Here is a 21612-nt window from a genome sequence, read left to right as displayed (position 1 = left end):
TGCTGCGCCGGTCCCCGCTCGCCGGCAATCGCGCCGGCGAATCTTGGTCCGCACCTGGCGCGGTCACTCGATAACCCTTACGTTTATCTTACGTCTACGCCTCCGCCCTGAATCGGACCGGACAGCTCGATCAGGAGGATCGACCGCGCCGGGATCGCGAACTTCGCGCTGCCGTCCGGGCCGCGCTCGAGCATGGGGACGTCCGTCGTCTCCGCGCCGTGCACGGAGACCTCGATCCGCGTCATCCCGTAGTCGGCGGGATCTAGCCTCGCGCTGATCCGCTGCGGATCGCCGCTCGCATTGGCGAAAAACAGCCCGACGCTGTCCTCCTTGTAACGCCAGGCCGCGTGGACGACGGCATCGACCGTCAGCGTGCCCGCGTCGTTGTACTCGGGCGAATCGGTGCCGTGATTGTAATGGAACCAATCCAGCGCGAGCCGCGGCGGCTCGAATGCGAGCGGGCGCAGCATCCGGCCGAACGCCCAGTACTTGTTGGCCGCGCCTACGCGAAGCCTCGCGTAGACGCCGAGATAATCCGCCCGGGCGTCGTCGAAGGCGTAGCCTCTCGGCTCGAACGTATAATAGTGCTCCTCCGGCGCGTTCTCCGCGCCGTCCAGCGACTCCATCGGGCTGTATTCGTAGTTGAGCTCGTACAGGCCGCCCCATAGATACGTGCGAGCGACCGTGTAGTAGTACAGATCGCCGATCTCCCGCGCGAGCTTGCCCCACCCGTCGAGGCGCAGAATGCCGTAGTCGTGGTATACGTAGGCGAACAGCGGGATCAGCTCCGCGTCCCCGCTCTTGATCAGGTCGCGCAGCGGATAGAGCTCCAGCGGCGCGGCCGGCTGGCCTCCCGCCCGCGCCTGATAGAAGTCGATCAGGCCCAGCATCGTCTCGTTCATCATCTCCGTACCCATCGGCACGTACCGCCCGGCGATGCCGCCCATGGCCGCCTTCGTGTCCGCGTAATTGCGGCGGTACGCCTCCTCGATCGCGCGCCCGGCCCCGACCGGATGGCCATGGCTCTCGTCCATGCAGACCTTGAGGATGTTGTTGGCCGATATGTCGTAATAGATCGCGTCGACGTCAACGGTCCGCGCGAGCTCCGCGTCGCGGCGCACGTGAAAATCGTGCGCGTACGGATGCGCGGGGCAGAGGAAAGGAAACCGGTACGCGTCGATGCTCTTCTTGTTGTCCGGAAACCGCTGCGCTGCAGCGCGGCCCAGCTCGCCGTCGGCGCCTTCGAAGTGATACAGATAGTCGAATTCGAACGGCGCGTACTTGTCGCCGTATTGCTGCATGACATCCAGATTGGCGCGGTTGAAGCGGGTCGGGAACCAGTCGGCCATGCCGCCGGGCACGCCGCTCCCGAACGTCTGGGGCGCGCGGGTCCAATCGGGTCCGAGCACATGGAACATCGGGGTGCGGATGCGCGCATGGTAAGCATGCAGCCAGGCCGTCCGGTCCGAGCCCGCGTTGATGCCGAACGTAGCCGCTCCCATGTCTCTGTGCAGCCATGCGCCGTCCTCGTCCTCCCGGTCCGCGAGCTTGCCCTTCGCGCACCAAGGTTGGCGCTCCGCCCACTCCCTGTACCGGTCCGCCGCTTCGTGCCAGCCCTCCCCGCCCAGAAGGACCGCCTGCACTTCGTACGGCGGCGCGATGCCCTTGGCCGGACCGATATCCTCGCATCCGTGGATGAAGGACGCTTCGAGCAGACCGCCGCCGTTCTTGTAGAAGTTTAGCCACTTGGGATGCCCGTTGCCGTCGAGCGCGGCGAAGTACAATCCGCCTCTGCCCGCGCCCCAATAGGCGAAGAACTGCATCGAAGCGCCGGAAAAGCACTCGGGATACGGCATGTACCGGAGACCGGCGCCGTTCGCCGAGAAATGCGCCATCGGATTGCGCACCAGGACGCCCGTCGCGAACGGATGCGCGATATAGTCCCGTTCTCCGCCCGCCGTAATCGGCGCGAGATCGGGGAATACCGGGTACTCCAGACTGTGCAGACGACCGTGCGGCGGATTGTCCGCCCGGCAGCGGAACCGCAGCGTCTCCTCTCCGGCGGCCAGCTCGATCTCCGCGCGCACCGTGATGCCGCCGGCCGTCCGCCAGACGAGCGAGACGCCGCGCGCCGCGCCCTGCGCAGCTTCGCCGGCCATCGACCATTCGAAAGCTTCGAAAGCTTCCTCGAAGCCTTCGTCGGTCTCCAGCCGGAACGCGACGGCCGGCGCGCCGCCGGTGTCCGCGATGTAGTCGATGCCGCTGCCCAGGTCGCGGAGGCCCCGGATCGCGCCGCCGCGCGCGTCCAACGTCAGCCGCAGCCGTTCATTTTCCAGTACGATCATCGGCGGCCGCCTCCCCGCGTTCGCTTATTTCAAACCGGATATCTTAATGCCCGAGATAATGTGCTTCTGGAAGATCAGGAACAGGATGATCGTCGGCAGCGCGGACAGCGCGGAGCCGGCCATGAGCATCCCCATCTCGGTCGCCCGCTCGGAGCGGAACGTGTACAGGTATTGCATGATCTGGAACAGGTTCGGGTTGGTGATCGTCATCGTCGGCCAGACGAACGAGTTCCAGTAACCCAGATAAGACCCGATCCCGACGATGACGAACACGGGGAACGACATCGGCAGGAAGACGGACGTGAAGATCTTGATCCGTCCGGCCCCGTCGATCAGGGCGGCTTCCTCCAGCGCGAGCGGGATGTTCAGATAAAATTGCCGGATAAAAAACATATGGCCGGCCGAGGCGACCCCGGGCAGCACGAGCACCCAGAGCGTATCGAGCATGCCCATCTTGTTCACGACGATAAACGAGGTGAGCAGGATCGCCATGCCGGGGATGAACATCGTAGCGATGACGTATACCCATAGGAACCGCTTGAAGCGGAAATCCAGCCTGGCGAACGCATAAGCGGCCGCCGCGTTGACGGCGAGGCTCAGCATGGCGAACAGAACCGCGCCGCCGAACGTGACCGCCATCGACTTGAGAAACGTCCCGTCGCCGAGGATGTCCGTATAGTTCTGTACGAGCCAGCGTCTAGGGAAAAAGCGGAACGGCGTCGCCAGCACCTCCGCCCGCTCCTTGAAGCCCGCGATGACGACCCACAGCAGCGGGAACAGCGCGACCAGCGTTACGAGCGCCGAGATCGCCGCGATGAGCGACTTTTGCAAACGAGTGAGCGTATTCATGCCTGGGCATCCTCCTTTCTGCGGTACCTCGGATCAGCCGCGGATCAGCCGTCGACGGCTTTCTCCGAATTGAGCACTCTGAAGATTATGGCCGAGATGCTGCCCAGCACCACGAACAGCAGCAGCGAGGCGGCGATCGAGTTGCCGACCATCACGTCGTTGCGGAAATGGTTCAGGATGTAAAGGTTGGGCGTCACCGTCTCGCTGAGCGGGCCGCCGTTGGTCATGACGAGCGACAGCTCGAACTGCGAGATCTGGGCGGTGAAGCCGGTCACGAGCAGGTACAGGATGACGTTGCGCATGAGCGGAATCGTAATATGACGCATCTTGGCCCAGGTGCCCGCTCCCTCCAGCGCCGCCGCCTCGTAGTAGCTCTCCGGAATGTCGTGAAGCCCCGACAGCATGATGAGCGCCGTCAGACCGAACCCGAGCCACACGGCCGGCACGGCGATGCTCGGCAGCGCGGTGCCCACCTCCGCCAGCCATGCCTTCGGCTCCAGGCCGAACCAGCCGAGAATATAGTTCGCCAAGCCGGCGGTATAGTCGTAGATGAAGACGAAGATAACGGAGGCTACGATCCCGGAGATGATGGTCGGGATGTAGACCGACGTCTTGACGAAGCCCGAGAACCGGGGCGACAGGTTCTTGACGACGTTCGCGAACAGAAAGGCCAGGATCAGCATGGCAGGCACGACCATCAGGGCGAACTTGAGGCCGGTCCACACCGATTCGAGGAACAGGTCGTCCGTCAGGACGAGATAATAGTTGCGCGCGCCGACGAACACGGATTCCTGATAGAAGCTCCAATCGTAGAAGCTGACGACGAGCGCGTAGAAGAACGGGATGACGACGAATACGGTCAGCAATATCACGATGGGCGCCAGCAGGAGGTAGGCAGGGCCGTTGTCCCGCTTCGCAGGGTTCTTTCGCATGCTTGATCACCGCCATGGCTCGGATGAGGACGCGACCCGGCGGACGAGCGAACGTCCGGCGGATCGCGCATGTGCCTGTCTTGCGGGCGTGCGTTCCCCGCGCTTTATGCCTTCGGATTCGTGCCGGCGAGCTTGTTCTTCGCGATGAAGTCGTTGACGTCCTTCTCCGCCTTGGCGATCGCCTTGTCGACGCTCGTGCCCTTCATCGCGGATTCGATCCCCGTCGAGACCGCCAGGGCCACGTCCCACGGATAGAGCGGCTCCGCCTTGGCGTAAGGGATGATCTTCTCCGCGATCAGCGCGCGCCACGTATCCTTGGAGGCGTCCGGATCGGACTTCATCGCTTCGTCGACGGACTGGCGCGGCGAGAACTTGGAGAACTGCGCCGACTTGAAGAAGTCGATCATGATCTGCGGGTCGCCGGCGAGCAGGTAGGAGATGAAGTCCGCCGCCTGCTGGGGATGGCCCGCCTTGCCGTCCACGGCGAGCGTCCAGCCGCCGAGCGTCGCCGTCGGCTTGGTCTGATCGCCGTCGATGGAGGCCATCGGCGCGATGCCGACCTTGTCGATCATGTTCTTGTACGAGTTGCGGAGCTGGCCGATCGCCCAGGAGCCGCAGATCTGGATGGCGACCTTGCCCTCGCCGAAGCCCTTGATGTCCGCATAGGGCGCGAGCTGCTGCTTCGGCATGGCGCCGGATTGATAGGCATCCTGGTAGAACTTGTAGAGCGCCTTATACCCGTCGTTGTTGACGTCGGCCTTGGACCAGTCGTCCGTCAGCGCGAGATGGCCCGCGGCGTTGTACTGCAGCCCCCAGCTCGACCAGCCCAGATCGGGCGCGTTCTGCGCGATCGAGAGCCCGAATACGCCTTTCTTGGTCAGCGCCTTGGCGTCCTCCAGCAGCTCCGCCCAGGTCGTCGGCGGCTTCTCCGGATCGAGTCCGGCCGCCGCGAACAGATCCTTGCGGTAGAACATGACGGACGACGGCTCTACGAGCTTCGGATAGGCATAATACTTGCCGCCGACGTTGACGAATTCCTTGACGTTGTCGTACAGGTCCGCAAAGACCTCCGGGTCCATGAGATCGTCGAGCGGCAGGATCTGGCCGGTCTTGGCGGCGTTGGCGATATTGCCGTAGCTGATCGTGCGGATCTCCGGCGCCTTGCCCGCGGCCTGTGCGGCCTTCATCTTCTGGTCCCAGGCATCGCCCGGCACGATCGTGAGCTTGATCTCGACGTTGCTCTGGGACTTGTTGTAGGCCTCCACGTATTTCTTGAACCAGGCGTCGGTCGTATCCTCGAACTTCTGCGTCCAGAAATCGATCTTGACCTTCTCCGCGGGCGCGGCGCTCTCCGACGCGCTCGCGGAGGCCGAGGCGCTCGGGCTGGCCTGGGAGCTCGAGCCGGCAGGAGAACTGGAGCCGGCCGAAGCGCTCGGGCTCGCTTCGCCGGAGCCGTTGGAGCCGCCGCAGGCCGTGACCGCGAGCGACAGCGTCAGCAGCGCGGAAGACATCGCCGTCAGAGAATGGAACTTCTTGCCCTTTTTAGCGTGCATGTGATAAGTCCTCCCTATTTGTTCTCTGTTTGCGCTTTCATTTTTCAAGCGTCGCCTTGAACCAAAAAACGTTGTACGGATCCCACAGCGACAGCGAGAAGTAGATCGTCTTGCCGCCGTCCGCCGTATAGCGGTCGTTCATGTAGGGACCGTACAGTCCGGGCTGCTGTTCCTTCGTCACGAGATCGAACGCCTCGCCCCATGGCCCCCATGGCGCCAAGCCTTCGCGGATCACGACGCCGCGTCCTTCTTGCAGGTAGGTCATGATCCATCGGCCGAGGTAGTCGTTCCATACGACGGACAGCTCGCCTGCCGTATCGTCCACCACGACGGCGGCTTGCGCCATGTCCCCGCTCCAGACGGGCTTCCGATCGCCGTCCAGCCCGGCATAATAGCGATAGGCCTCCTGTCGCTCGATGTCCGCCTCGGCGACCTTCATCAGCTTCACGCCGCCGAACCGTCCGGCCGGGATGCACCAGAAGTAGATCTCCGCCTGACCGCCCTTGGGAGTCACCTTGTACGGGCTCACTTGGACGAATCCGCTGTCGCCCGGCCATCGGACGCCGTCCGTCAGCGTCCAGTTCTGCCCCTGGTCCGCGGACTTGGCCAGACTCGCGTAGCCGGCGTCCCAACGGCCCGGATCGCCCCAGTGGCTCACCGACATGTAGTACAGATAGAGCGCGCCGCCCGCGGCGACGCCGTGCGTCGGAATCTTCGTCATCTCGTCGTAGTCGATCTTCTTGGAAGGAAGCAGCTCCTTGGCCGTCCCGTCCTCCTCCGCGATCATGCCGTCCAGCGCGATCCCGTCCGACGGGTCGTCGTCGGTCGTAACCCCGAGCGTATTGGAACGCCAGAAGCTCCCGCCGCCCCCGATCTGGTCCGCAGGCCGCTCGCCGAACGTATCGCCGAACACGAAGTACGTCCGGTCGCCGTCGTTCATCATGGAGCCCAGATCGGTCCCGTACACCGCATACCGGTCGGTCTTGTTGGGCGACTCCGCTCCCGTGATCTGCGATACCTGCGTCATGCCCGAGATGCCGCGCAACTTAAAGCCTTTGCCCGCAGACGTCAGCATCGGATCCTCCGATGTGCCGCTCGCGCAGCCGGTCAGCGCCAGTAGAAGAACGGCGGCTATGGCAGCCGAGCTCGCTATGGGCCTCACGCCCCCACCTCCTTTCGCAGACTCGTGCTTACGGATTCGAGTGGCCGAAGATGCGGCCCAGAGATGCGCCGTCGAACGGCTTGACGTCCGGCAGCGGCAGCCGGCCCGCAATGCCGGGAAGCGCCGGAAACGGTCGATGCGGCTCGCTCTGGTACCAGTAGGCCGTGGACGAGACGTCGTCGCTGCGGTGATTGTTGTGGCCGTGCTCGATTGTCACGCGGATGCTGTCGTCGAACATGATCGGATCGAGGACGTGATAGCGATAGGTCGAGATTTTGCCGCTCCAGTTGGGACCGCCGCCGAGGATGATGCCGTGATAGGGCGTGCATACCTCCTGCTGCGGACACCAGGCGGTATTGAAGTAATCCTCCATGCCGGTGCCATGCAGCGTAGGCGGCCAAGGTTCGCCGTCGATGAAGATCATGTCGTCGCCTTCGCCGTACCAATTCCACTCCCGCGTCTCGCGAAGATTGTGTACGTTGAAGTTGCAGCCGATATAGTGGCCCTTGCCCGCCGCCTCCAGGATGACGTAGTTGCCTTCGCCCGTCGTATTCTTGCCCCCGAACTCGAACTCGGCGTTGTCCGCGCCCGCTTCCTCGATGCCGTCCGTCGGGCACTCCCGCCGCCACTGGGCGTGGAACCGCAGCTCCTCCGCTGGCAGGCTGTCATAGGCCTCGTAGTCGACGTAGAAATAAAACTTGATCGGCTGGTCGGCCTCGCTCTCAACCGTGATGCGGGCGCCCCGGGCGAACGGCATCCGGAAGAAACAGTTGAATGCCTTGCCGTCCTCCGGGCTCATCATGAGCGCCGCCGACGTATAATTGCGGGTGATGCCGTGCCCCATCCCGAAGAAATCGCCGATGGGCGCCTCTACGCTGGGCTCGGACTCCCCGTCCCAATACATGCGAAGCACGATCTTGCGGGGCAAATACGGTTCCTCGGACGGCGCGTCCGTCGCCATCGTCATCCAGATATGCGTGATGGCGCCCGCGCCGCCGATGCTGCAGATCTCCGCGTGGTCGCCCGGCCGGACGGAGAAGAAATCCTTGTTGCCCCCGGTGCGGTCGTAGCTGGATTCGCGTTTTCTTTTGCCGATTCTGGACCGGCTGAGCGTAGACAGGCTTTGCTGCATATCCATGGGCCAGTTCTCCTTTGTGTCTGGAAGTGCGGATGCGTAGATGCGGGCAACATCCCGGTTCTTGTACGAGATCCATCCATTCGGCAATCGATTGCAGATCAGGGGTTAGAAGGACGCGTCCGAAGAAGCCGTGCGCCGGACATGCTCGCCGTCCAGCAGGCCGCAGATCGCGGCAAGGCTGCAATCGATTGCAGAAAGTTGTCGAAAGCAAGCGGACAACGGAACCCCGTCTGTTGTCCGCCCTACGCTAGATCACCTCGCGCGCATCGTTGTCCGGCAGCGCCGGGTGCGGCGCGTGCGGCTCGGACTGGTACCAGAACGCCGTGGACGCGATGTCGCTCTGCTGCGGCAGATAACGATGGCCCGAGCGCCAGCCCAGATCCTGGATCGTCACCCGCAGGTCGCTGTCGAAGCGGATCGGGTCCATCACGTGCCAGCGGTACATGCCGAAGCGCTGCTGGCTGCGGTACAGGCCGTCGGGCTTAATGACCTGGTGCATGCCCAGGTACGCGGTCGAATACGTCCGGTACGTGCCCTGCGGCTGCTCCCAATTCCAAGCCCCGCCGAAGTAATCCTCGGTGCCCGTGCCGCAGATCGTCGGATGCTCCTTATCCCCGTCCATGTAGAACTTGATCTCGCCCTCTCCCCACCAGCCGGTGTTGTTCACCTGCCAAGCCAGATAGACGCCGACGTAATGACCCCGGCCGCGGACGCCGTCCAGAATCGTATGCACGTCCTTGTAGGCGACCGGATTGCTGCGCCGCCACTGCGCGTGGAAGTAGGCCGCGTCTTCCGGCACCTCGGTGAGCGTATAGTCGATCTGGAAATAGAGCACGGCCTTCTCCGGATTGCGGTTCTCCATCGTGATGCGGGCGGACTTGCGGAAAGGCATCTGCCAGTAGCTGTTGAAGCCGCCCGCCGGGTTGACCGCGATCGGCAACGAATTGACGTCCGCGCGCTCCTGCCACCCGTTGCAGAAAAAGTCGCACATCGGCACTTCGACGGAAGGATCCTCCTCGCCGTCCCAGTAGAGGCGCAGGATCATATTGCGCCAATGGCCCGGCACGCCCGTCATCCACATATGCTGGATCGCGCCCGGTCCTTCGATATCGCCCATGACGAAGGTCGCGTTCGGCTCGATCTCGACGGAGGGAGACACCTTCCAGCCGACCCCGAGGTCCCGCGCGCAGTTCGCGCCCGTCCCTCCCGTCGCCATGGCCCCCTGTCCTTTGCCGCCCGTAAAGTTCTCGGCGCTGATCGATCTCGTCTTGGCATCCGACAGCCTCGCCAGATTGCCCAGTCCCAGGTTCAGTCCGTTAAAACCGTTCAATTCGGCCAACTCCTTTTCCCACGCTAACTTCTTATTCCGTAGCCAAGATCGGCGTCCGGGATTATAATAAAGCTTGCTATGCATGATAGCGCTTGCAACACTGATCTTAGCAAATTGTTAGGGCAAGTTCCTTATTGCGGATTGTGATTGTTTATCCGATCTTGCTTTTCTCGAGGAGGGACTTCATGGCCGCACCATCGGATGCCGTGCGCGAGCTGCTCAGGCAGATGTCGCCCAACGTGCGCCGGGCATGGAACCACCGCGCCGTCGATATGCAGCTCAAGCCGCGCATTATATTCGACTACGAGCTGCTCTATCTGGAAAAAGGGGAGCTGCGGCTGCGGATCGAAGACCGGCCGCATACGCTCGTACCCGGCGATATCCTCCTGCTGAAGCCCGGCGTCGAGCACGAGTTTATCGGCTCGTCCGGCGAATGCTGGATGCCGCACATTCACTTCGACGTCATGGACGACGCCTCGTTCGAGGACGTCCCCGTCAACTTCAAGACGCGCGCCGAATGCACGGAGGCCGAAGCCCGCCTCATCCGCCCCAATCACCTGGGGGACGCGCTCGGCATGCCCGACGTCATCCGCATCGGCGGCCACGGCGAGATCCACCGGCTGCTGATGAAGCTGATCCATGCTTACGACCGAAGAGACGAGGCCTTCATCGTGCTGCAAAAGTCGCTCGTGCTGCACATTCTGCATCTGCTGCTCACGGGGCTCGAAGCGCAGCACAAGGCGCATCTGAGCCTGCACGAGAAGACGCTCGAACGAGCCGTCACCTTTATCGTGGATCATTACAACCGGACGGTCAGCCTCGAGGAGCTGTCCAAACTGGCCTGCCTCAGCGTCTTCCACTTCTCCCGCCTGTTCAAGGAGAAGTTCGGGTTGTCGCCGCATCAGTTCCAGGTCCGGCAGCGCATGGAGAAGGCGAAGGGCTTCATGATCTACGGCCGGCGCTCGCTCACCTCGATCGCGGAGGAGGTCGGGTACGGGAGCGTGTATGCGTTCAGCAAGGCGTTCAAGCAGGCGGAAGGCGTGTCGCCGAGGCAATACATCCGCGCTTATCTGGGGGAGTGAGGCGTGCGGGGGGGAGCAGGCGTGGCTCGGGGACAAAGCGGTCTTAGATGAGACTTCTTGCGACGCGGGGGCCGGACGGTGGGACGAAGTGGTCTCGGTTAGACTTCTTGCGAGAAAGTGGCCGGTCACGCAGGTAAAGTGGTCTCGGTTGAGACTTCTTGCTAAGAGGTGGCTAAGTGAGGGGAAAAGTAATCTCGGTTGAGACTTCTTGCGACGCGGGAGCGGGTAGCGCAGGAAAAGTGGTCTCCGTTAGGACTTATTGTGAGGAAGTGGCCGGTCACGCAGGCAAGTAGTCTCAGTTGGAACTTCTTGCGGATGGGTGGAACGTTTGCGACACAAATAGCTGCCCCAACGCCGAAGACGGCATTGGAGACAGCCTCTTCATGGTCTGCCGTTAATTAGGCGCAGCAGCGTCTTGCGGCCCGGGCGGATCTCGTCCGCTTCGCGGAGCGACCGCAAGACCAGCTCGGCATCGATCCCGAGCGCCTCCGGCTCCGCGGGGCCGCCCGCGATCCGCAGCAGCTCCCGGATGCGCGCAGCGCCTGGGAGCTCGCCGAGCCAGGCCGCGATCTCGGGCAGCCGGTCGCCGAGCCGCGCGGCGAGCGCAGCATCCGACCCGGACGCCCCCGCCTCTGCGGCCTGTCCCAGCCGGCGGCGGTAATGGTCCGCGATGATCGCGCACGCCGCGCCGACCTTGGCCCCGTGAAGCACCTGCCGGCGCCCGGTTCGCAGCAGCTCCATTTCCCAATAGTGCGACAAATGATGCTCGGCCCCCGAGGCGGAGTGGGACTGGCCGAAGATCAGCATCGCGAGACCCGACACGATGAGCGCGCGCGTCAGCGTCTCGATGCCCTCCGGCGTCCGGCCGCCGATCGCTTCGACGCGCGAGACGCACGCGTCCAGCGCGCTGCCGGTCAGCTCGGCGACGAACGGATCGTAGTCCTCGCCGCCGATCGCATGGCCGACCTTCCAGTCGAACAAGGACGTGTACTTGCCGAGCATGTCGCCGAAGCCGGCCGCGACCATCGCCGCGGGCGCTTGCGCCAGGATGTCCGTATCCGCGAAAATCGCAGAAGGGCCGATCGCCGGAACGGTGATCTTGTCGCCGCGAATGAGCAGCGGCGCTCCCTTCGAAGTGAAGCCGTCGACCGACGGCGCCGTCGGCGCCGACACGAACGGCAATCCCGACGTATACGCCGCATATCGGGTAATGTCGTGCAGCGTGCCCGCGCCGACCGCTACGGCGACGTCCGCCCGATGCTTCTGCATGTCCAGCAGCGCCTGCACGACCGAGGCCTCGTCCGCCACTACGTCGCCCGCGGCATTGGGCGTCACAAGCGTCGTCTCGGTCTCGATGCCCAACCCGCGCAGCGATGCCGCCAGCCCCTCGCCGCCGGCCGCCGCGATCGTGACCGGGTCTCCGACCAGCAGCGCGCGCTTGTGTCCCTTCCCTGACAGGTATGCCGGCAAGCGCGCGATCGCGCCCGGCTCCAGGACGATCTCGTCCGGGAACGCGACGCCCTCCAGCCGGATGCCTCTTGCCTCCGCCTCGCGGATGACGGATGCGATGATATCGGTATGATGATTCACGGTGACGGTCTCCCTCCTGAGCGAGTCTATCAAGCTTTCCTTCACTTAGTAAACGCCTATTCGCATCGCGGCGCAAGCGCGGGCTTGCCTCAGGGCTGCCCGATGTCATTGTATGATCTGAACTTCGGAAAATGGATCGTAAGCCGCGTCCCCGCGCCCGGCTCCGAGCGGACGGACAGCCGATGCCCGAGCTTAAGCGCCATCTGCCTCGCCAGGTACAGCCCGAGCCCCGTCGACTTGGCGTGACTGCGGCCGTTCGTCCCCGTAAAGCCTTTGTCGAAAACGCGGCCCAGCTCTTCCGGCGGAATCCCGATCCCGTTATCCTCGATCCACAGCCGCTTCTCCGCCGCGTCCTCCTCCCAGCCCGCCGCGATCCGTCCCTGCTCCGGCGTATACTTGAGCGCGTTGGCCATGATCTGCTCGACGATGAAGGCGAGCCACTTGCCGTCGCTGTGCGCGCGGAGCTCTCCCTCCTGAATCTCGAAGGCGATCCGTTTGTTGATGAACAGCTTGGCGTATTTGCGCACGCTCGCCTTGACGAGCGTCTGCAGCGGCAGCTCGGCGATGTAGTAGTCCCTGGAAAAGGAATCGATGCGCGAGAAATACAACGCTTGCTCGACGTAGCTGTCGATCTTGCCGATCTCGTCCTCGAGCTTGTCCGCGAGCGCCTCCGGCAGCGCCTCTTCCCGCGCCAGCAGCAGCCGCGCGGCGGCGATCGGCAGCTTCACCTCGTGAATCCAGGACATGACGAAGTCCTGGTGCTCGCGAATCTCCGCCCGCAGGCGGCGCAGCTGTCCCTCGTGCTCGTCCTGCCGGTGCCGGACGAAGGCCAGCAGCCGGCCTTGCCCTCTCGTCTGAGGCCTGGGCAGATGGTCGACCTTGGCGTCCTTGGCGTCCATGCTCAGCTCGAGCTCCCGGTAGAAGGCTCTCCGATAGGCATAACCCGCGAACGCATACCCGACCGTAAACACGAGGCAAGCCGAAGCGGTATACAGGACGGTGTCCGAATCGACGCCGCTGACGGCCATCATCAAGGCGACGAATGCGGTCAGGCCTGCCGCGAACAGCAGGAACGGCGCTTTATCCCTGACATAGTCGGCGAATGTCATGGCACGACGTACCCCTGTCCCTTGCGGGTCGCGATATAATCCTCCCGGCCGAGCTCCGCCAGCTTCCGCCGCAGCCGCCCGATGTTGACGGTAAGCGTGTTCTCGTCCACGAAGCTCTCGTCCTCCCAGAGCGCGCGCATGATTTTCGTGCGGCTGACGATGGCGCCCTTGTTCCGCATGAGCAGGCTCAGGATCGCGAACTCCGTCTTGGTCAGCTCCGCCCGGCTGTCTCCCAGGAATACCGTTCCGTCCCTCAGGTCCAGCACCACGCCATCGTGCTCGATGACGCTCGGCTGCGCGTCCAGGTAGGCATACGTCCGCCTCAGCAGCGCCTGGATCTTGGCCACGAGCACGTCGATATGGAACGGCTTCTGCACGAAGTCGTCCCCGCCCATGTTCATCGACATGACCATATCCATCGGCGTGTCGCGCGAGGAGAGGAACAGGATCGGCACCTTCGACACCTCCCGGATCCGTCCGCACCAGTAGAAGCCGTCGAACGAGGGCAGGTTGATGTCCATCAGCACCAGATGCGGCGCTTCCCGGACGAATCCGGCCAGTACCTGGCCGAAGTCCACTTCGAGGCAGGCGTCGAAGCCCCACTTGCCGAGCGCCTCCGCGATCAGCTCCCGGATCGTGGGGTCGTCCTCGACGATCATAATTTTCATGCTCACCCGCATGCCTCCCCGTCTGGCCGTTCGCCTTTTCGCATGAGTCATTCATACCATCCCCGCCGGCCGCGCGCAACACGCCGTATGTGACAATATTGTTAGGTTAGGCGCCTCCGCTGTTCGGTTGAACGCATGAGAGATCAGGTACAATGAGATCGCAGGCCTGACGTTCATGAATGGCAATAGGGAGGTTGATCGGATGAAAACGATCGTGGAAGCGAGAAATCTGCATAAGACGTACGGCGCAAGAGGCAATCTGTTCACCGCGCTGCAGGATATCGACCTAACCGTCCAGGAAGGCGAGTTCGTCGGCATCATGGGGCCTTCCGGCTCCGGCAAGTCGACGCTGCTGAACCTGCTGTCGACGATCGACCGGCCGACCTCGGGCGAGATCGAGGTGGACGGCGTCAGCATACTGAATATGGACGAGGCGCGGATGTCGGCCTTCCGCAGGGATCGGCTGGGCTTCATTTTCCAGGACTTCAACCTGCTCGATACGCTGACGGTCAGGGAGAACATCGTTCTGCCGCTGGCGCTGGCCCGCGCCGACCTGCGGGAGCTGGAGCGCCGCGCGGACGAGATCGCCGAACGCTTCGGCATCCGGGGCATCCTGGACAAGTACCCGTACCAGATCTCCGGCGGACAGAAGCAGCGCACCGCCACCTCCCGCGCGATCGTGGCGAAGCCGAGTCTCGTGCTCGCGGACGAACCGACCGGATCGCTCGACTCCAAGTCCGCCACGGACTTGCTGGAGTGCCTGCAGGAGCTCAACGTGCGCGAGCGCGCGACGATTCTGATGGCCACGCACGATCCGTTCGCCGCCAGTTATTGCTCCCGCGTGCTGTTCATCAAGGACGGCAGCGTCTTCACCGAGGTCGGCAGAGGCGAGACGGCGCGTCCGCTTTTTTTCAAAAAAATCATGGACGTGCTGTCCGTCCTCGGCGGCGGCGCGCCGGTCGTCGGATGAGACCCCGCCCGATCGCCGAAAGGAGATGCTCGCTATGACGCCATGGGACCTGGCCAAGAAGAACATGAAGGGCAATGCCCGAAACTACGGCATTTATTTTTTATCCATGCTGATCAGCGTCGTCATTTATTATACGTTCGTCAGCCTGCAGTACAGCAAAGACATCGAGGCCGGGATGGCTTCCTCGCAAAACCTGCGCTCGGTATTCATGGGCTCGTCGATCGTGCTGGCGCTGTTCGCCGCCGTATTCACCGGCTATTCCAATGCGTTCTTCACGCGCAACCGCAAAAAAGAAATCGGCCTGTACGCGCTGCTCGGCGTGCGGCGCAAGACGATCGGGCGCATGCTGCTCTACGAAAATCTGATGCTAAGCGCCCTGGTGCTGGCCGCCGGCATCGGTATAGGGACGCTGCTCTCCAAGCTGTTCGGCATGATTCTCGTTCGGCTGCTCGGGATGGGCGCCGCGACGACCGTAAGCTTCGGACTCTCGCTTGAAGCCGCGGCGAACACGATCGCGGTATTCGCGCTCATCGTGCTCGCGACCTCGCTGCACAGCTACCGGCTCATCTATAAGTTCGCGCTGATCGAGCTGTTCAGGGCCGACAAAATGGGCGAGCCCGCGCCCCGCGTCTCGGCATGGACCGCGATCGCGGCCGTCCTGCTCATCGCATCCGGCTATATGGCGGCGCTGCAAGAGATTCACACGACCGAGCAGTTCGCCCGCAATATGGGCATCGCCCTGGTCTGTATCCTGCTCGGCACCTGGCTGTTGTTCCGTTCGGCCGTGCCGGCATTGCTCGCCGCCTGGCGCAGGAACAAATCCCGCTATTACCGGGGCACCGCCATGATCGGCGTGTCGCAGCTGCTGTTCCGCGCGCGGGGCCATGTCCGCACCTTTTCGATGATCGCGCTGCTCAGCGGAATCACACTCGGCATCTTCAGCATCGTATACATTCAGTACTACTTCGCGGAGCGCAGCACGGCCGAGAGCCGGCCGTTCAGCTACGAGCATGCCTCCGTCGATCCCGCGTTCGACGACGGCGTCCGAAGCATCGTCGAGGCGGACAAGGAACATCCGGTGGCGGCGCGGCTCTCCGTTCCCGTCGTCGAGTTGGATGCGGGGCTGACCAATCTGCGCGAGATTCCGATTCATTATTACTCGTACGCCGAGCCGGGCAAGTCGGTATCGATCCTGTCCGCCAGCGCCTACAACCAAGCGTCCGAGGCGCTCGGCAGACGGGAGACGGTCCGGCTGGCCGCGGGAGAAGCCGCCGCGATCCGGCCGATGCTGGACGATCAGACATTTGCGGAATACGAGGGCCGATCGCTCGAGCTTCGCATCGGGGACGGGAAGGAGACGCTCCCGTTCGTCGATCTGCTGGAAGGCCGCGTGCTGAGCTGGCGGTTCCCGGATCTGTTCGTCGTAGTCGACGACGGGACGTGGGCCGAGCTCGCGCAAGCCGTCGCGCCTACCGTGTTCGAGGTATACCGGGTCGAAGGCCAGGAGAAGGCCGGAGCGACCGCCGACGGGCTAAGCAAGCTGGCCGCGGGCCGCGACGACGTGCGTCTGACCACGTACTATGCGGAATATAAGCGAACGCAGGAAGAATCCGGACTGTTCCTGTTCATCGTCGGGTTCCTCGGTCTCGTCTTCCTCGCGGCTACGGGTAGCATGATCTACTTCAAGCAGATGACCGAGGCGCACGCGGACAAGGGACGGTACGACGTGCTGCGCAAGCTGGGGGTGGGCCGACGGGAGCTGCGGCGCACGGTCGCCTGGCAGACGCTGTTCGTGTTCGCCCTGCCGCTGGCGGTCGGCACCGCGCACGGCTACGTGATCATGAAGGTGTTCACCGCAGGCCTTGTCGGGATGAACTTCACGATCCCGATCCTGCTGTCGATGGGCGCGTATATCGCGGTGTACTTCGTCTATTATGCGGTATGCGTCTTTTCGAACGACCGGATTCTGAATCCGGCGTGAGGGATCCGGGTGGCGAAGAGGCGGAGACCACGCGGAAGGATATCCGAGAAGTTAAACGCAAAATATGAGCTAGAGCGGCAGGGGCTCCCGACACGGGAGCCTCTGCGCATAGAATATGAGCTTAGAGCGGCTGCGGCGACAAGCTCACCTGCCCAGAAGCAGCGCCAGAATCTGGCGCCGGCCCGTGCGCTTCAGCACGATGAAGCCCGCGTCCGAGGCCGTGGCGATGCCGTCTTCGCCGGGCATGCAGCGGCCGCCGGGCACGCACGTGCCGTCGTCGCGCGCCAACAGCTTGCCGACCAGTCCGACCGGCACCCACTCCGGCCGATTCAGGCGGGGCACGTACGTCCGGTCCGGATCCCATGCGGGATCCAGCACGGGGACGAGCTCCTGCCCGCCGGGCAGCGCTTCCTGGCCGTCGGCGCCGACCACCGGAGGGCGCACGCGCCATTCGTACTGCACCCTGCCCCATTCGTCCGTCTTGTACTTGCCCTTCCACCGCAGCTCGCCGCTGTCGGCGAGCACGGCCGGCGTCGCGCTGACGATGCCGAGCACGAATTCGTCGTCCGCGTTCGCCCTCCGTACTTTGTCGCCCTCGAGCGTCACCCAGCAGCCCGGCTCGATCGTCTTGCCGTCCTCGCTCTCGAACATCTCCGCATAATCCGCGGCGGGCGTGCTGACCGTGCCGTCGATCTTCACGTTTCCGTTGGAGAGTATCTTCGCGGCGTGCCCCTGCGCATTGGCGGCGGTCCCGTTGGCCAAGTACCACGAGTACGTATTCTCGTTGGCCGTGCCGTAGCGGCCCATGACATGGACGCCCTCCAGCAGCCCCGAGGCAGTGCCCAGTCCCTCGACATGCGCGACGGGCGCGTCGGCTACGTTCTGGAACCCTTGCGCATGCGAGGCCGATGCCGACGCCTGGGAACCGTAGCCCTCGGCATGCGCCGTATAGCCGTTGGCCGTGCCCAGGTACCCCTCTGCATGCGAGTAAGCCCCGCCGGCATGCGTGCTGTCTCCCTCCGCATGGGCCGCCGTCCCCGACGACACCGTCAGCGATCCCTCGGCATGGCTGAAGTCGCCGGAGGCCGAGGTACTTGTCCCTTCCGCGTGCGCGCTGTTGCCGGCGGCGGTACTGCCGGAGCCTTCCGCGTGGCTAATGTAGCCCGAGGCGGTCGTACCGCTGCCCTCCGCGTGCGCCGCGACGTTGCTCGCCAGCGTCAGATACCCTTCCGCGTGGGATGCCAGTCCCGTCGCGCTCGTACTCAATCCTTCTTCGTGCGCGTATGGTCCCAATGCCATATCCGATCCCTCCCCAAGCTGAACCCGCAGGTTTGTCCCCAGCTTATGAACCTGCGTGCGGTTGCGCTTGGACAGGCGCAATAATAGGGCGGAAAGGCATCGCCGGCGGCCGCTAACGGGGGAACCGTCTACAAACGCTTCGCTTCGCCCGGTCCGACGGCGACCGCTTGTCCGTCCGCTTCGATCCAGACCTCCAGGGCAGAAGGATTGTGAACGATACCGCCGTCCGCGGCAAAGCGGAGCCGGTCCAGCGCCTGCATGTAGGCGACGATATCGGCGCTAGTCGCCCGCCAGACGTCGTCCCGCCCCTCCAGCAGATCGCCGACGGTGTCGATCAGCGACCAGTTGTCGTCGTCGTCGAACTCGTAGCTGTGGCCCCAGATATAGAGCAGCGCCATCCGTCCGAAGCGGTCCCGGTGCTCCAACAACGCGCGCGTCCGCTCCGCCATCTCCTTGTGATGGCACGTAGGCCGCCAGCGCAGGAAGTCCGCGGGCAGCTCGAAGCCGCCGTCGCCCGCGGCCGTGCGCGCGTATTCGATGCCGAAGGCCGGCAGCGCCGCGACGACCCGGTCGTCGTACGAACCGAACGGATAGCTCATGCCCCGTACCGGATAACCCGCCAGTCTTTCCAGCGCCTTGCGGTCTTCCCAGATCTCGCCCGCGAGCTGGTCGGTCGGAGACAGCCCTAGAAAAGGATGGTTGACCGAGTGCGCCGATATCTCGTGCCCCGCATACAACTCGGCCGCCTCCTCCGGCGCAATGTAACCAGCCTTGCCCAGCATTCCTGCGTTCAGATGAAATGTCCCCTTCAGGGCGTAACGATTAAACGTCTCCACCAGCCTGCGGTCCTGCTCTCTGCCGTCGTCGAAGCTGAACGTCACCGCCTTCCGGCGGCCTCCAGGGAAGCATTTAAATTGAATTTTCATGCGTCTCTCCTCGTCGCTGCGCGTCATCGCGTTTCCTTTCTCCCCTTATAAAAAATAGCCCCGTCCAAGCGACACATGACGTGTTCGGCTCTGACGGGACGCTTTCCCTCGATCATTCTTGTTTCAATTATGGACAGCGAGGGATAAACTGTCAATTGCAAGTTGCGCGCTCGAGAATGGTTAACGCTGGACCGGTTCGATCACGAACGGGCCTCGCCCGCCGTCGCCGGCTGTCGCGGACTGCGTGCCGTCCTCGCGGACGCGCCATCCGAACGACAGCACGGAAGCGAGCCGCGCCTTCTCCTCGTCCGTCAACTCGGTCCGGACGGCCTCGGCCCCCGCCTCCAGCAGCAACTCGGGCTCGCGTCCGAGCGCCACGCGAATCCAGCTGTGAATGCCGCGCACCGTATTGTACTTGATCTGGTAGCCCTGCTTGACCGCCGTCTCGAACGTCTCTGGCTCCTCCGCGGCGAACGCGGACAGCGCCTCGTATTTGAATTGGAACGGGCTATCGTCGACCGGCAGCTCGCCCGCGCGGACGCGCGCGATCAACTCTTCGTCCGTCCAGCCGCGCGACCGCAGCGACTCTACCAGCAAGGCGTCCCATTGCGACAGCTTCGCCTGATCCGTCGTTCCCATGCTTCAACCGCTCCTTTAATCGGAATTATATCGATATCGCGTAACGTGCTACAGCGTATCATGCGTCGGCAGCCTCTCCCAACGGCTTAAGGGATCGCCGCGAAATGCCCCGGACCGACCTCGCGCAGCGCGACGCCCTCGCCGCTCCAGGAGGAGCGGTCCCAGGCGATCCGCTTGGCCGCGGCTCCCGGATCCGGCACCGGGATCGCGGACAGCAGCGCCTGCGTGTACGGATGCAGCGGATTGTCGTAGAGCTCGTCGCTGTCCGCCACCTCGACGAGGCGGCCGCCGTACATGACGCCGATCCGGTCGGAGATGTGGCGGACCATCGACAGGTCGTGCGCGATGAACAGGTAGGTAAGGCCGAACTCGGCCTGCAGGTCCTCGAGCATGTTCACGACCTGGGCCTGGACGGATACGTCGAGCGCCGAGATCGGTTCGTCGCAGACGACGAACTCCGGTCGGACCGAGAGCGCCCGCGCGATCGACAGGCGCTGCCGCTGTCCGCCGCTGAATTCGTGCGGGTAGCGGGACAGATGCTCCTTTTTGAGCCCGACCTTGATCAGCAGCTCGGCGACCGCGTCCCGGCGCGCGCTCCCCGTACTCACGCCGTGAATGTCCATCGGCTCGCCGATCAGCTCGAGTACGTTCATGCCCGGGTTCAGCGACGAATAAGGGTCCTGGAAAATGCTCTGGATGCGGCGACGGAAGGGCCGCAGCTCTTGGTCGCCCAGCTTGGAGAGCTCCTGCCCGTCATAATAAACTTCGCCTGCCGTGTAGTCGTACAGCCGCAGCAGACAGCGCCCGACCGTGGACTTGCCGCTGCCGGACTCGCCTACGAGGCCGAACGTCTCGCCTTTGCGAATGCCGAAGCTGACGCCGTCGACCGCCTTCAGCACCTGCGTCGTCCTGCCCCAGACATCCTTTTCCTTGGCAAAGTGCTTCTTCAGATCGCGCACTTCGACCAGCGTCTTGGCGTTATTCATCCGAAGCCCCCCTCTCGCCGACCGTCTCCGCGTCGGTCCCGCCGGCAGCTGCGCCCGGCACCTTCGCGGCGGAATGCTCCGCGTCGTGCAGCCAGCACAGCGCGCGATGCCCGTCGCCCAGCTCGAACAGCGGCGGCCGCTCCACGCACTTCCCGAAGGCATGCGGGCAGCGCTCGATGAACGGGCAGCCCGGCGGCGGATCGAGCAGGTCCGGCGGCGTGCCCTCGATCGGCACGAGCCGCTCGCGCAAGCCGCCTCCGCGCTTCGGCACCGACTTTAGCAGCCCCTGCGTGTACGGATGACCCGCGCGGTAGAAGATATCCTCCACGGCGCCCTCCTCCATGACCATGCCGCCGTACATGACGACGACGCGCGTGCACACCTGGGCGACGACGCCGAGATCGTGCGTGATCAGCACGATGCCCATATTCGAACGCGCCTTGATATCCTTCAGCAGGTCGAGGATCTGGGCCTGGATCGTGACGTCCAGCGCCGTCGTCGGCTCGTCCGCGAGCAGCAGCTCGGGCTCGCAGGAGAGCGCCATCGCGATCATGACCCGCTGCCGCATCCCGCCGCTGAATTCGTGCGGGTACTGGTCGAGCCGCCGCTCGGGCTCGCTGATGCCGACCTCGCGCAGCTTGTCCGCCGCCTCCCGCCTCGCTTCCGCCTTGCCGAGGCCGCGATGCCTGCGGATGACCTCCGTCATCTGCGCGCCGATTTTCTTCACGGGATTCAGCGCCGTCATCGGGTCCTGGAACACCATCGCGATGCGATTGCCCCGCAGCTTGCGCCACCGGCCGTCGGACCAGCCCAGGAGACTCTCTCCGCGATAGCGGATGTCGCCGCCGATGACCTTGCCCGGCGGGCCGATCAGGCCGAGCGCGGCCTTGGCCGTCACGCTCTTGCCGCTGCCTGACTCGCCGACGATCCCGACCGTCTCGCCCGCGTCGACGTGAAGACTGACGCCGCGCACCGCTTGGTTCTCTCCGTCCCTGGAGTAGAACGACACGCGCAGATCCTCCATTTCAAGCAATCGTTCCGTCATTTCCGTTC

The 21612-nt window shown here is 64.0% G+C and carries 18 protein-coding genes; 3 read left to right on the top strand and 15 right to left on the bottom strand.

What is annotated here, in order from left to right; all coding sequences use genetic code 11:
• Positions 1 to 83: 83 nt before the first annotated feature.
• From PQG80_RS20835 to PQG80_RS20805, 7 genes are all read right to left on the bottom strand, one after another.
• The gene (locus PQG80_RS20835; RefSeq protein WP_271753483.1) at positions 84 to 2345 is read right to left on the bottom strand and encodes a DUF6259 domain-containing protein; all 2262 of its coding nucleotides are present in this window, start codon (positions 2343 to 2345) and stop codon (positions 84 to 86) included.
• Positions 2346 to 2369: 24 nt separating this feature from the next.
• On the bottom strand, positions 2370 to 3194 hold the full coding sequence (locus PQG80_RS20830; RefSeq protein ID WP_271753481.1) for a carbohydrate ABC transporter permease: 825 nt from the start codon (positions 3192 to 3194) through the stop codon (positions 2370 to 2372).
• 44 nt (positions 3195 to 3238) lie between these two features.
• Positions 3239 to 4126, bottom strand: coding sequence for a carbohydrate ABC transporter permease (locus PQG80_RS20825; protein WP_271753479.1), 888 nt, complete (start codon positions 4124 to 4126; stop codon positions 3239 to 3241).
• 104 nt (positions 4127 to 4230) lie between these two features.
• Positions 4231 to 5679, bottom strand: a complete 1449-nt coding sequence (locus PQG80_RS20820) for an ABC transporter substrate-binding protein (protein ID WP_271753478.1) — start codon at positions 5677 to 5679, stop codon at positions 4231 to 4233.
• Positions 5680 to 5716: 37 nt separating this feature from the next.
• Positions 5717 to 6841 (bottom strand): glycoside hydrolase family 183 protein, encoded by a 1125-nt coding sequence (locus tag PQG80_RS20815; protein WP_271753477.1) that lies wholly within the window; start codon positions 6839 to 6841, stop codon positions 5717 to 5719.
• Positions 6842 to 6869: 28 nt separating this feature from the next.
• Positions 6870 to 7979: a glycoside hydrolase family 172 protein gene (locus PQG80_RS20810; RefSeq protein ID WP_271753476.1), complete on the bottom strand. Its 1110-nt coding sequence runs from the start codon at positions 7977 to 7979 to the stop codon at positions 6870 to 6872.
• Positions 7980 to 8226: 247 nt separating this feature from the next.
• Positions 8227 to 9309 carry a glycoside hydrolase family 172 protein gene (locus tag PQG80_RS20805; protein WP_271753475.1) on the bottom strand — a complete coding sequence of 361 codons (1083 nt, stop codon included), beginning with the start codon at positions 9307 to 9309 and terminating at the stop codon, positions 8227 to 8229.
• A 185-nt stretch (positions 9310 to 9494) separates the two neighbouring features.
• Between PQG80_RS20805 and PQG80_RS20800 the strand changes: the two genes are divergently transcribed.
• Positions 9495 to 10391, top strand: coding sequence for a helix-turn-helix domain-containing protein (locus tag PQG80_RS20800; RefSeq protein WP_271753473.1), 897 nt, complete (start codon positions 9495 to 9497; stop codon positions 10389 to 10391).
• A 381-nt stretch (positions 10392 to 10772) separates the two neighbouring features.
• Here PQG80_RS20800 and PQG80_RS20795 read toward each other — a convergent pair whose 3' ends face one another.
• From PQG80_RS20795 to PQG80_RS20785, 3 genes are all read right to left on the bottom strand, one after another.
• Positions 10773 to 11981 (bottom strand): sn-glycerol-1-phosphate dehydrogenase, encoded by a 1209-nt coding sequence (locus PQG80_RS20795; RefSeq protein WP_271753471.1) that lies wholly within the window; start codon positions 11979 to 11981, stop codon positions 10773 to 10775.
• An 89-nt stretch (positions 11982 to 12070) separates the two neighbouring features.
• Complete coding sequence (locus tag PQG80_RS20790; protein ID WP_271753470.1) at positions 12071 to 13090, bottom strand: sensor histidine kinase; 1020 nt, start codon at positions 13088 to 13090, stop codon at positions 12071 to 12073.
• Positions 13087 to 13758: a response regulator transcription factor gene (locus tag PQG80_RS20785; RefSeq protein ID WP_271753517.1), complete on the bottom strand. Its 672-nt coding sequence runs from the start codon at positions 13756 to 13758 to the stop codon at positions 13087 to 13089. The genes PQG80_RS20790 and PQG80_RS20785 overlap by 4 nt, the downstream gene beginning before the upstream one ends.
• Positions 13759 to 13960: 202 nt before the next feature.
• Here PQG80_RS20785 and PQG80_RS20780 point away from each other — a divergent pair, with 202 nt between their 5' ends.
• Both PQG80_RS20780 and PQG80_RS20775 read left to right on the top strand, forming a co-directional pair.
• Entirely contained in the window at positions 13961 to 14728 is a 768-nt protein-coding gene (locus PQG80_RS20780) for an ABC transporter ATP-binding protein (RefSeq protein WP_271753469.1), read from the top strand.
• Between the two features lie 34 nt (positions 14729 to 14762).
• Positions 14763 to 16709, top strand: a complete 1947-nt coding sequence (locus tag PQG80_RS20775) for an ABC transporter permease (protein WP_271753467.1) — start codon at positions 14763 to 14765, stop codon at positions 16707 to 16709.
• Between the two features lie 144 nt (positions 16710 to 16853).
• Here the strand turns inward: PQG80_RS20775 and PQG80_RS20770 are convergent, their stop codons facing one another.
• The 5 genes from PQG80_RS20770 to PQG80_RS20750 form a co-directional block, all read right to left on the bottom strand.
• Positions 16854 to 18008, bottom strand: coding sequence for a peptidase G2 autoproteolytic cleavage domain-containing protein (locus PQG80_RS20770; RefSeq protein ID WP_271753465.1), 1155 nt, complete (start codon positions 18006 to 18008; stop codon positions 16854 to 16856).
• 128 nt (positions 18009 to 18136) lie between these two features.
• Positions 18137 to 18934 carry a polysaccharide deacetylase family protein gene (locus tag PQG80_RS20765; RefSeq protein WP_271753464.1) on the bottom strand — a complete coding sequence of 266 codons (798 nt, stop codon included), beginning with the start codon at positions 18932 to 18934 and terminating at the stop codon, positions 18137 to 18139.
• 180 nt (positions 18935 to 19114) lie between these two features.
• The gene (locus PQG80_RS20760) at positions 19115 to 19573 is read right to left on the bottom strand and encodes a hypothetical protein (protein ID WP_271753463.1); all 459 of its coding nucleotides are present in this window, start codon (positions 19571 to 19573) and stop codon (positions 19115 to 19117) included.
• 86 nt (positions 19574 to 19659) lie between these two features.
• A complete protein-coding gene (locus PQG80_RS20755) occupies positions 19660 to 20559 on the bottom strand; it encodes an ABC transporter ATP-binding protein (RefSeq protein WP_271753461.1) in 900 nt (299 codons plus the stop codon).
• The gene (locus tag PQG80_RS20750) at positions 20552 to 21604 is read right to left on the bottom strand and encodes an ABC transporter ATP-binding protein (RefSeq protein WP_271753459.1); all 1053 of its coding nucleotides are present in this window, start codon (positions 21602 to 21604) and stop codon (positions 20552 to 20554) included. The genes PQG80_RS20755 and PQG80_RS20750 overlap by 8 nt, the downstream gene beginning before the upstream one ends.
• Positions 21605 to 21612 lie beyond the last annotated feature (8 nt).

Source organism: Cohnella rhizoplanae (assembly GCF_948329515.1).
GTDB classification, from domain to species: domain Bacteria; phylum Bacillota; class Bacilli; order Paenibacillales; family Paenibacillaceae; genus Cohnella; species Cohnella rhizoplanae.
This window is presented reverse-complemented; position numbering and strand designations above follow the sequence as displayed.

Excerpts from the sequence above, each read along its gene's own strand:
- PQG80_RS20835 (WP_271753483.1), bottom strand. The coding sequence starts at position 2,345 with ATGATCGTACTGGAAAATGAACGGCTGCGGCTGACGTTGGACGCGCGC.
- PQG80_RS20830 (WP_271753481.1), bottom strand. The coding sequence starts at position 3,194 with ATGAATACGCTCACTCGTTTGCAAAAGTCGCTCATCGCGGCGATCTCG.
- PQG80_RS20825 (WP_271753479.1), bottom strand. The coding sequence starts at position 4,126 with ATGCGAAAGAACCCTGCGAAGCGGGACAACGGCCCTGCCTACCTCCTG.
- PQG80_RS20820 (WP_271753478.1), bottom strand. The coding sequence starts at position 5,679 with ATGCACGCTAAAAAGGGCAAGAAGTTCCATTCTCTGACGGCGATGTCT.
- PQG80_RS20810 (WP_271753476.1), bottom strand. The coding sequence starts at position 7,979 with ATGGATATGCAGCAAAGCCTGTCTACGCTCAGCCGGTCCAGAATCGGC.
- PQG80_RS20800 (WP_271753473.1), top strand. The coding sequence starts at position 9,495 with ATGGCCGCACCATCGGATGCCGTGCGCGAGCTGCTCAGGCAGATGTCG.
- PQG80_RS20790 (WP_271753470.1), bottom strand. The coding sequence starts at position 13,090 with ATGACATTCGCCGACTATGTCAGGGATAAAGCGCCGTTCCTGCTGTTC.
- PQG80_RS20785 (WP_271753517.1), bottom strand. The coding sequence starts at position 13,758 with ATGAAAATTATGATCGTCGAGGACGACCCCACGATCCGGGAGCTGATC.
- PQG80_RS20780 (WP_271753469.1), top strand. The coding sequence starts at position 13,961 with ATGAAAACGATCGTGGAAGCGAGAAATCTGCATAAGACGTACGGCGCA.
- PQG80_RS20775 (WP_271753467.1), top strand. The coding sequence starts at position 14,763 with ATGACGCCATGGGACCTGGCCAAGAAGAACATGAAGGGCAATGCCCGA.
- PQG80_RS20770 (WP_271753465.1), bottom strand. The coding sequence starts at position 18,008 with ATGGCATTGGGACCATACGCGCACGAAGAAGGATTGAGTACGAGCGCG.
- PQG80_RS20765 (WP_271753464.1), bottom strand. The coding sequence starts at position 18,934 with ATGAAAATTCAATTTAAATGCTTCCCTGGAGGCCGCCGGAAGGCGGTG.
- PQG80_RS20760 (WP_271753463.1), bottom strand. The coding sequence starts at position 19,573 with ATGGGAACGACGGATCAGGCGAAGCTGTCGCAATGGGACGCCTTGCTG.
- PQG80_RS20755 (WP_271753461.1), bottom strand. The coding sequence starts at position 20,559 with ATGAATAACGCCAAGACGCTGGTCGAAGTGCGCGATCTGAAGAAGCAC.
- PQG80_RS20750 (WP_271753459.1), bottom strand. The coding sequence starts at position 21,604 with ATGACGGAACGATTGCTTGAAATGGAGGATCTGCGCGTGTCGTTCTAC.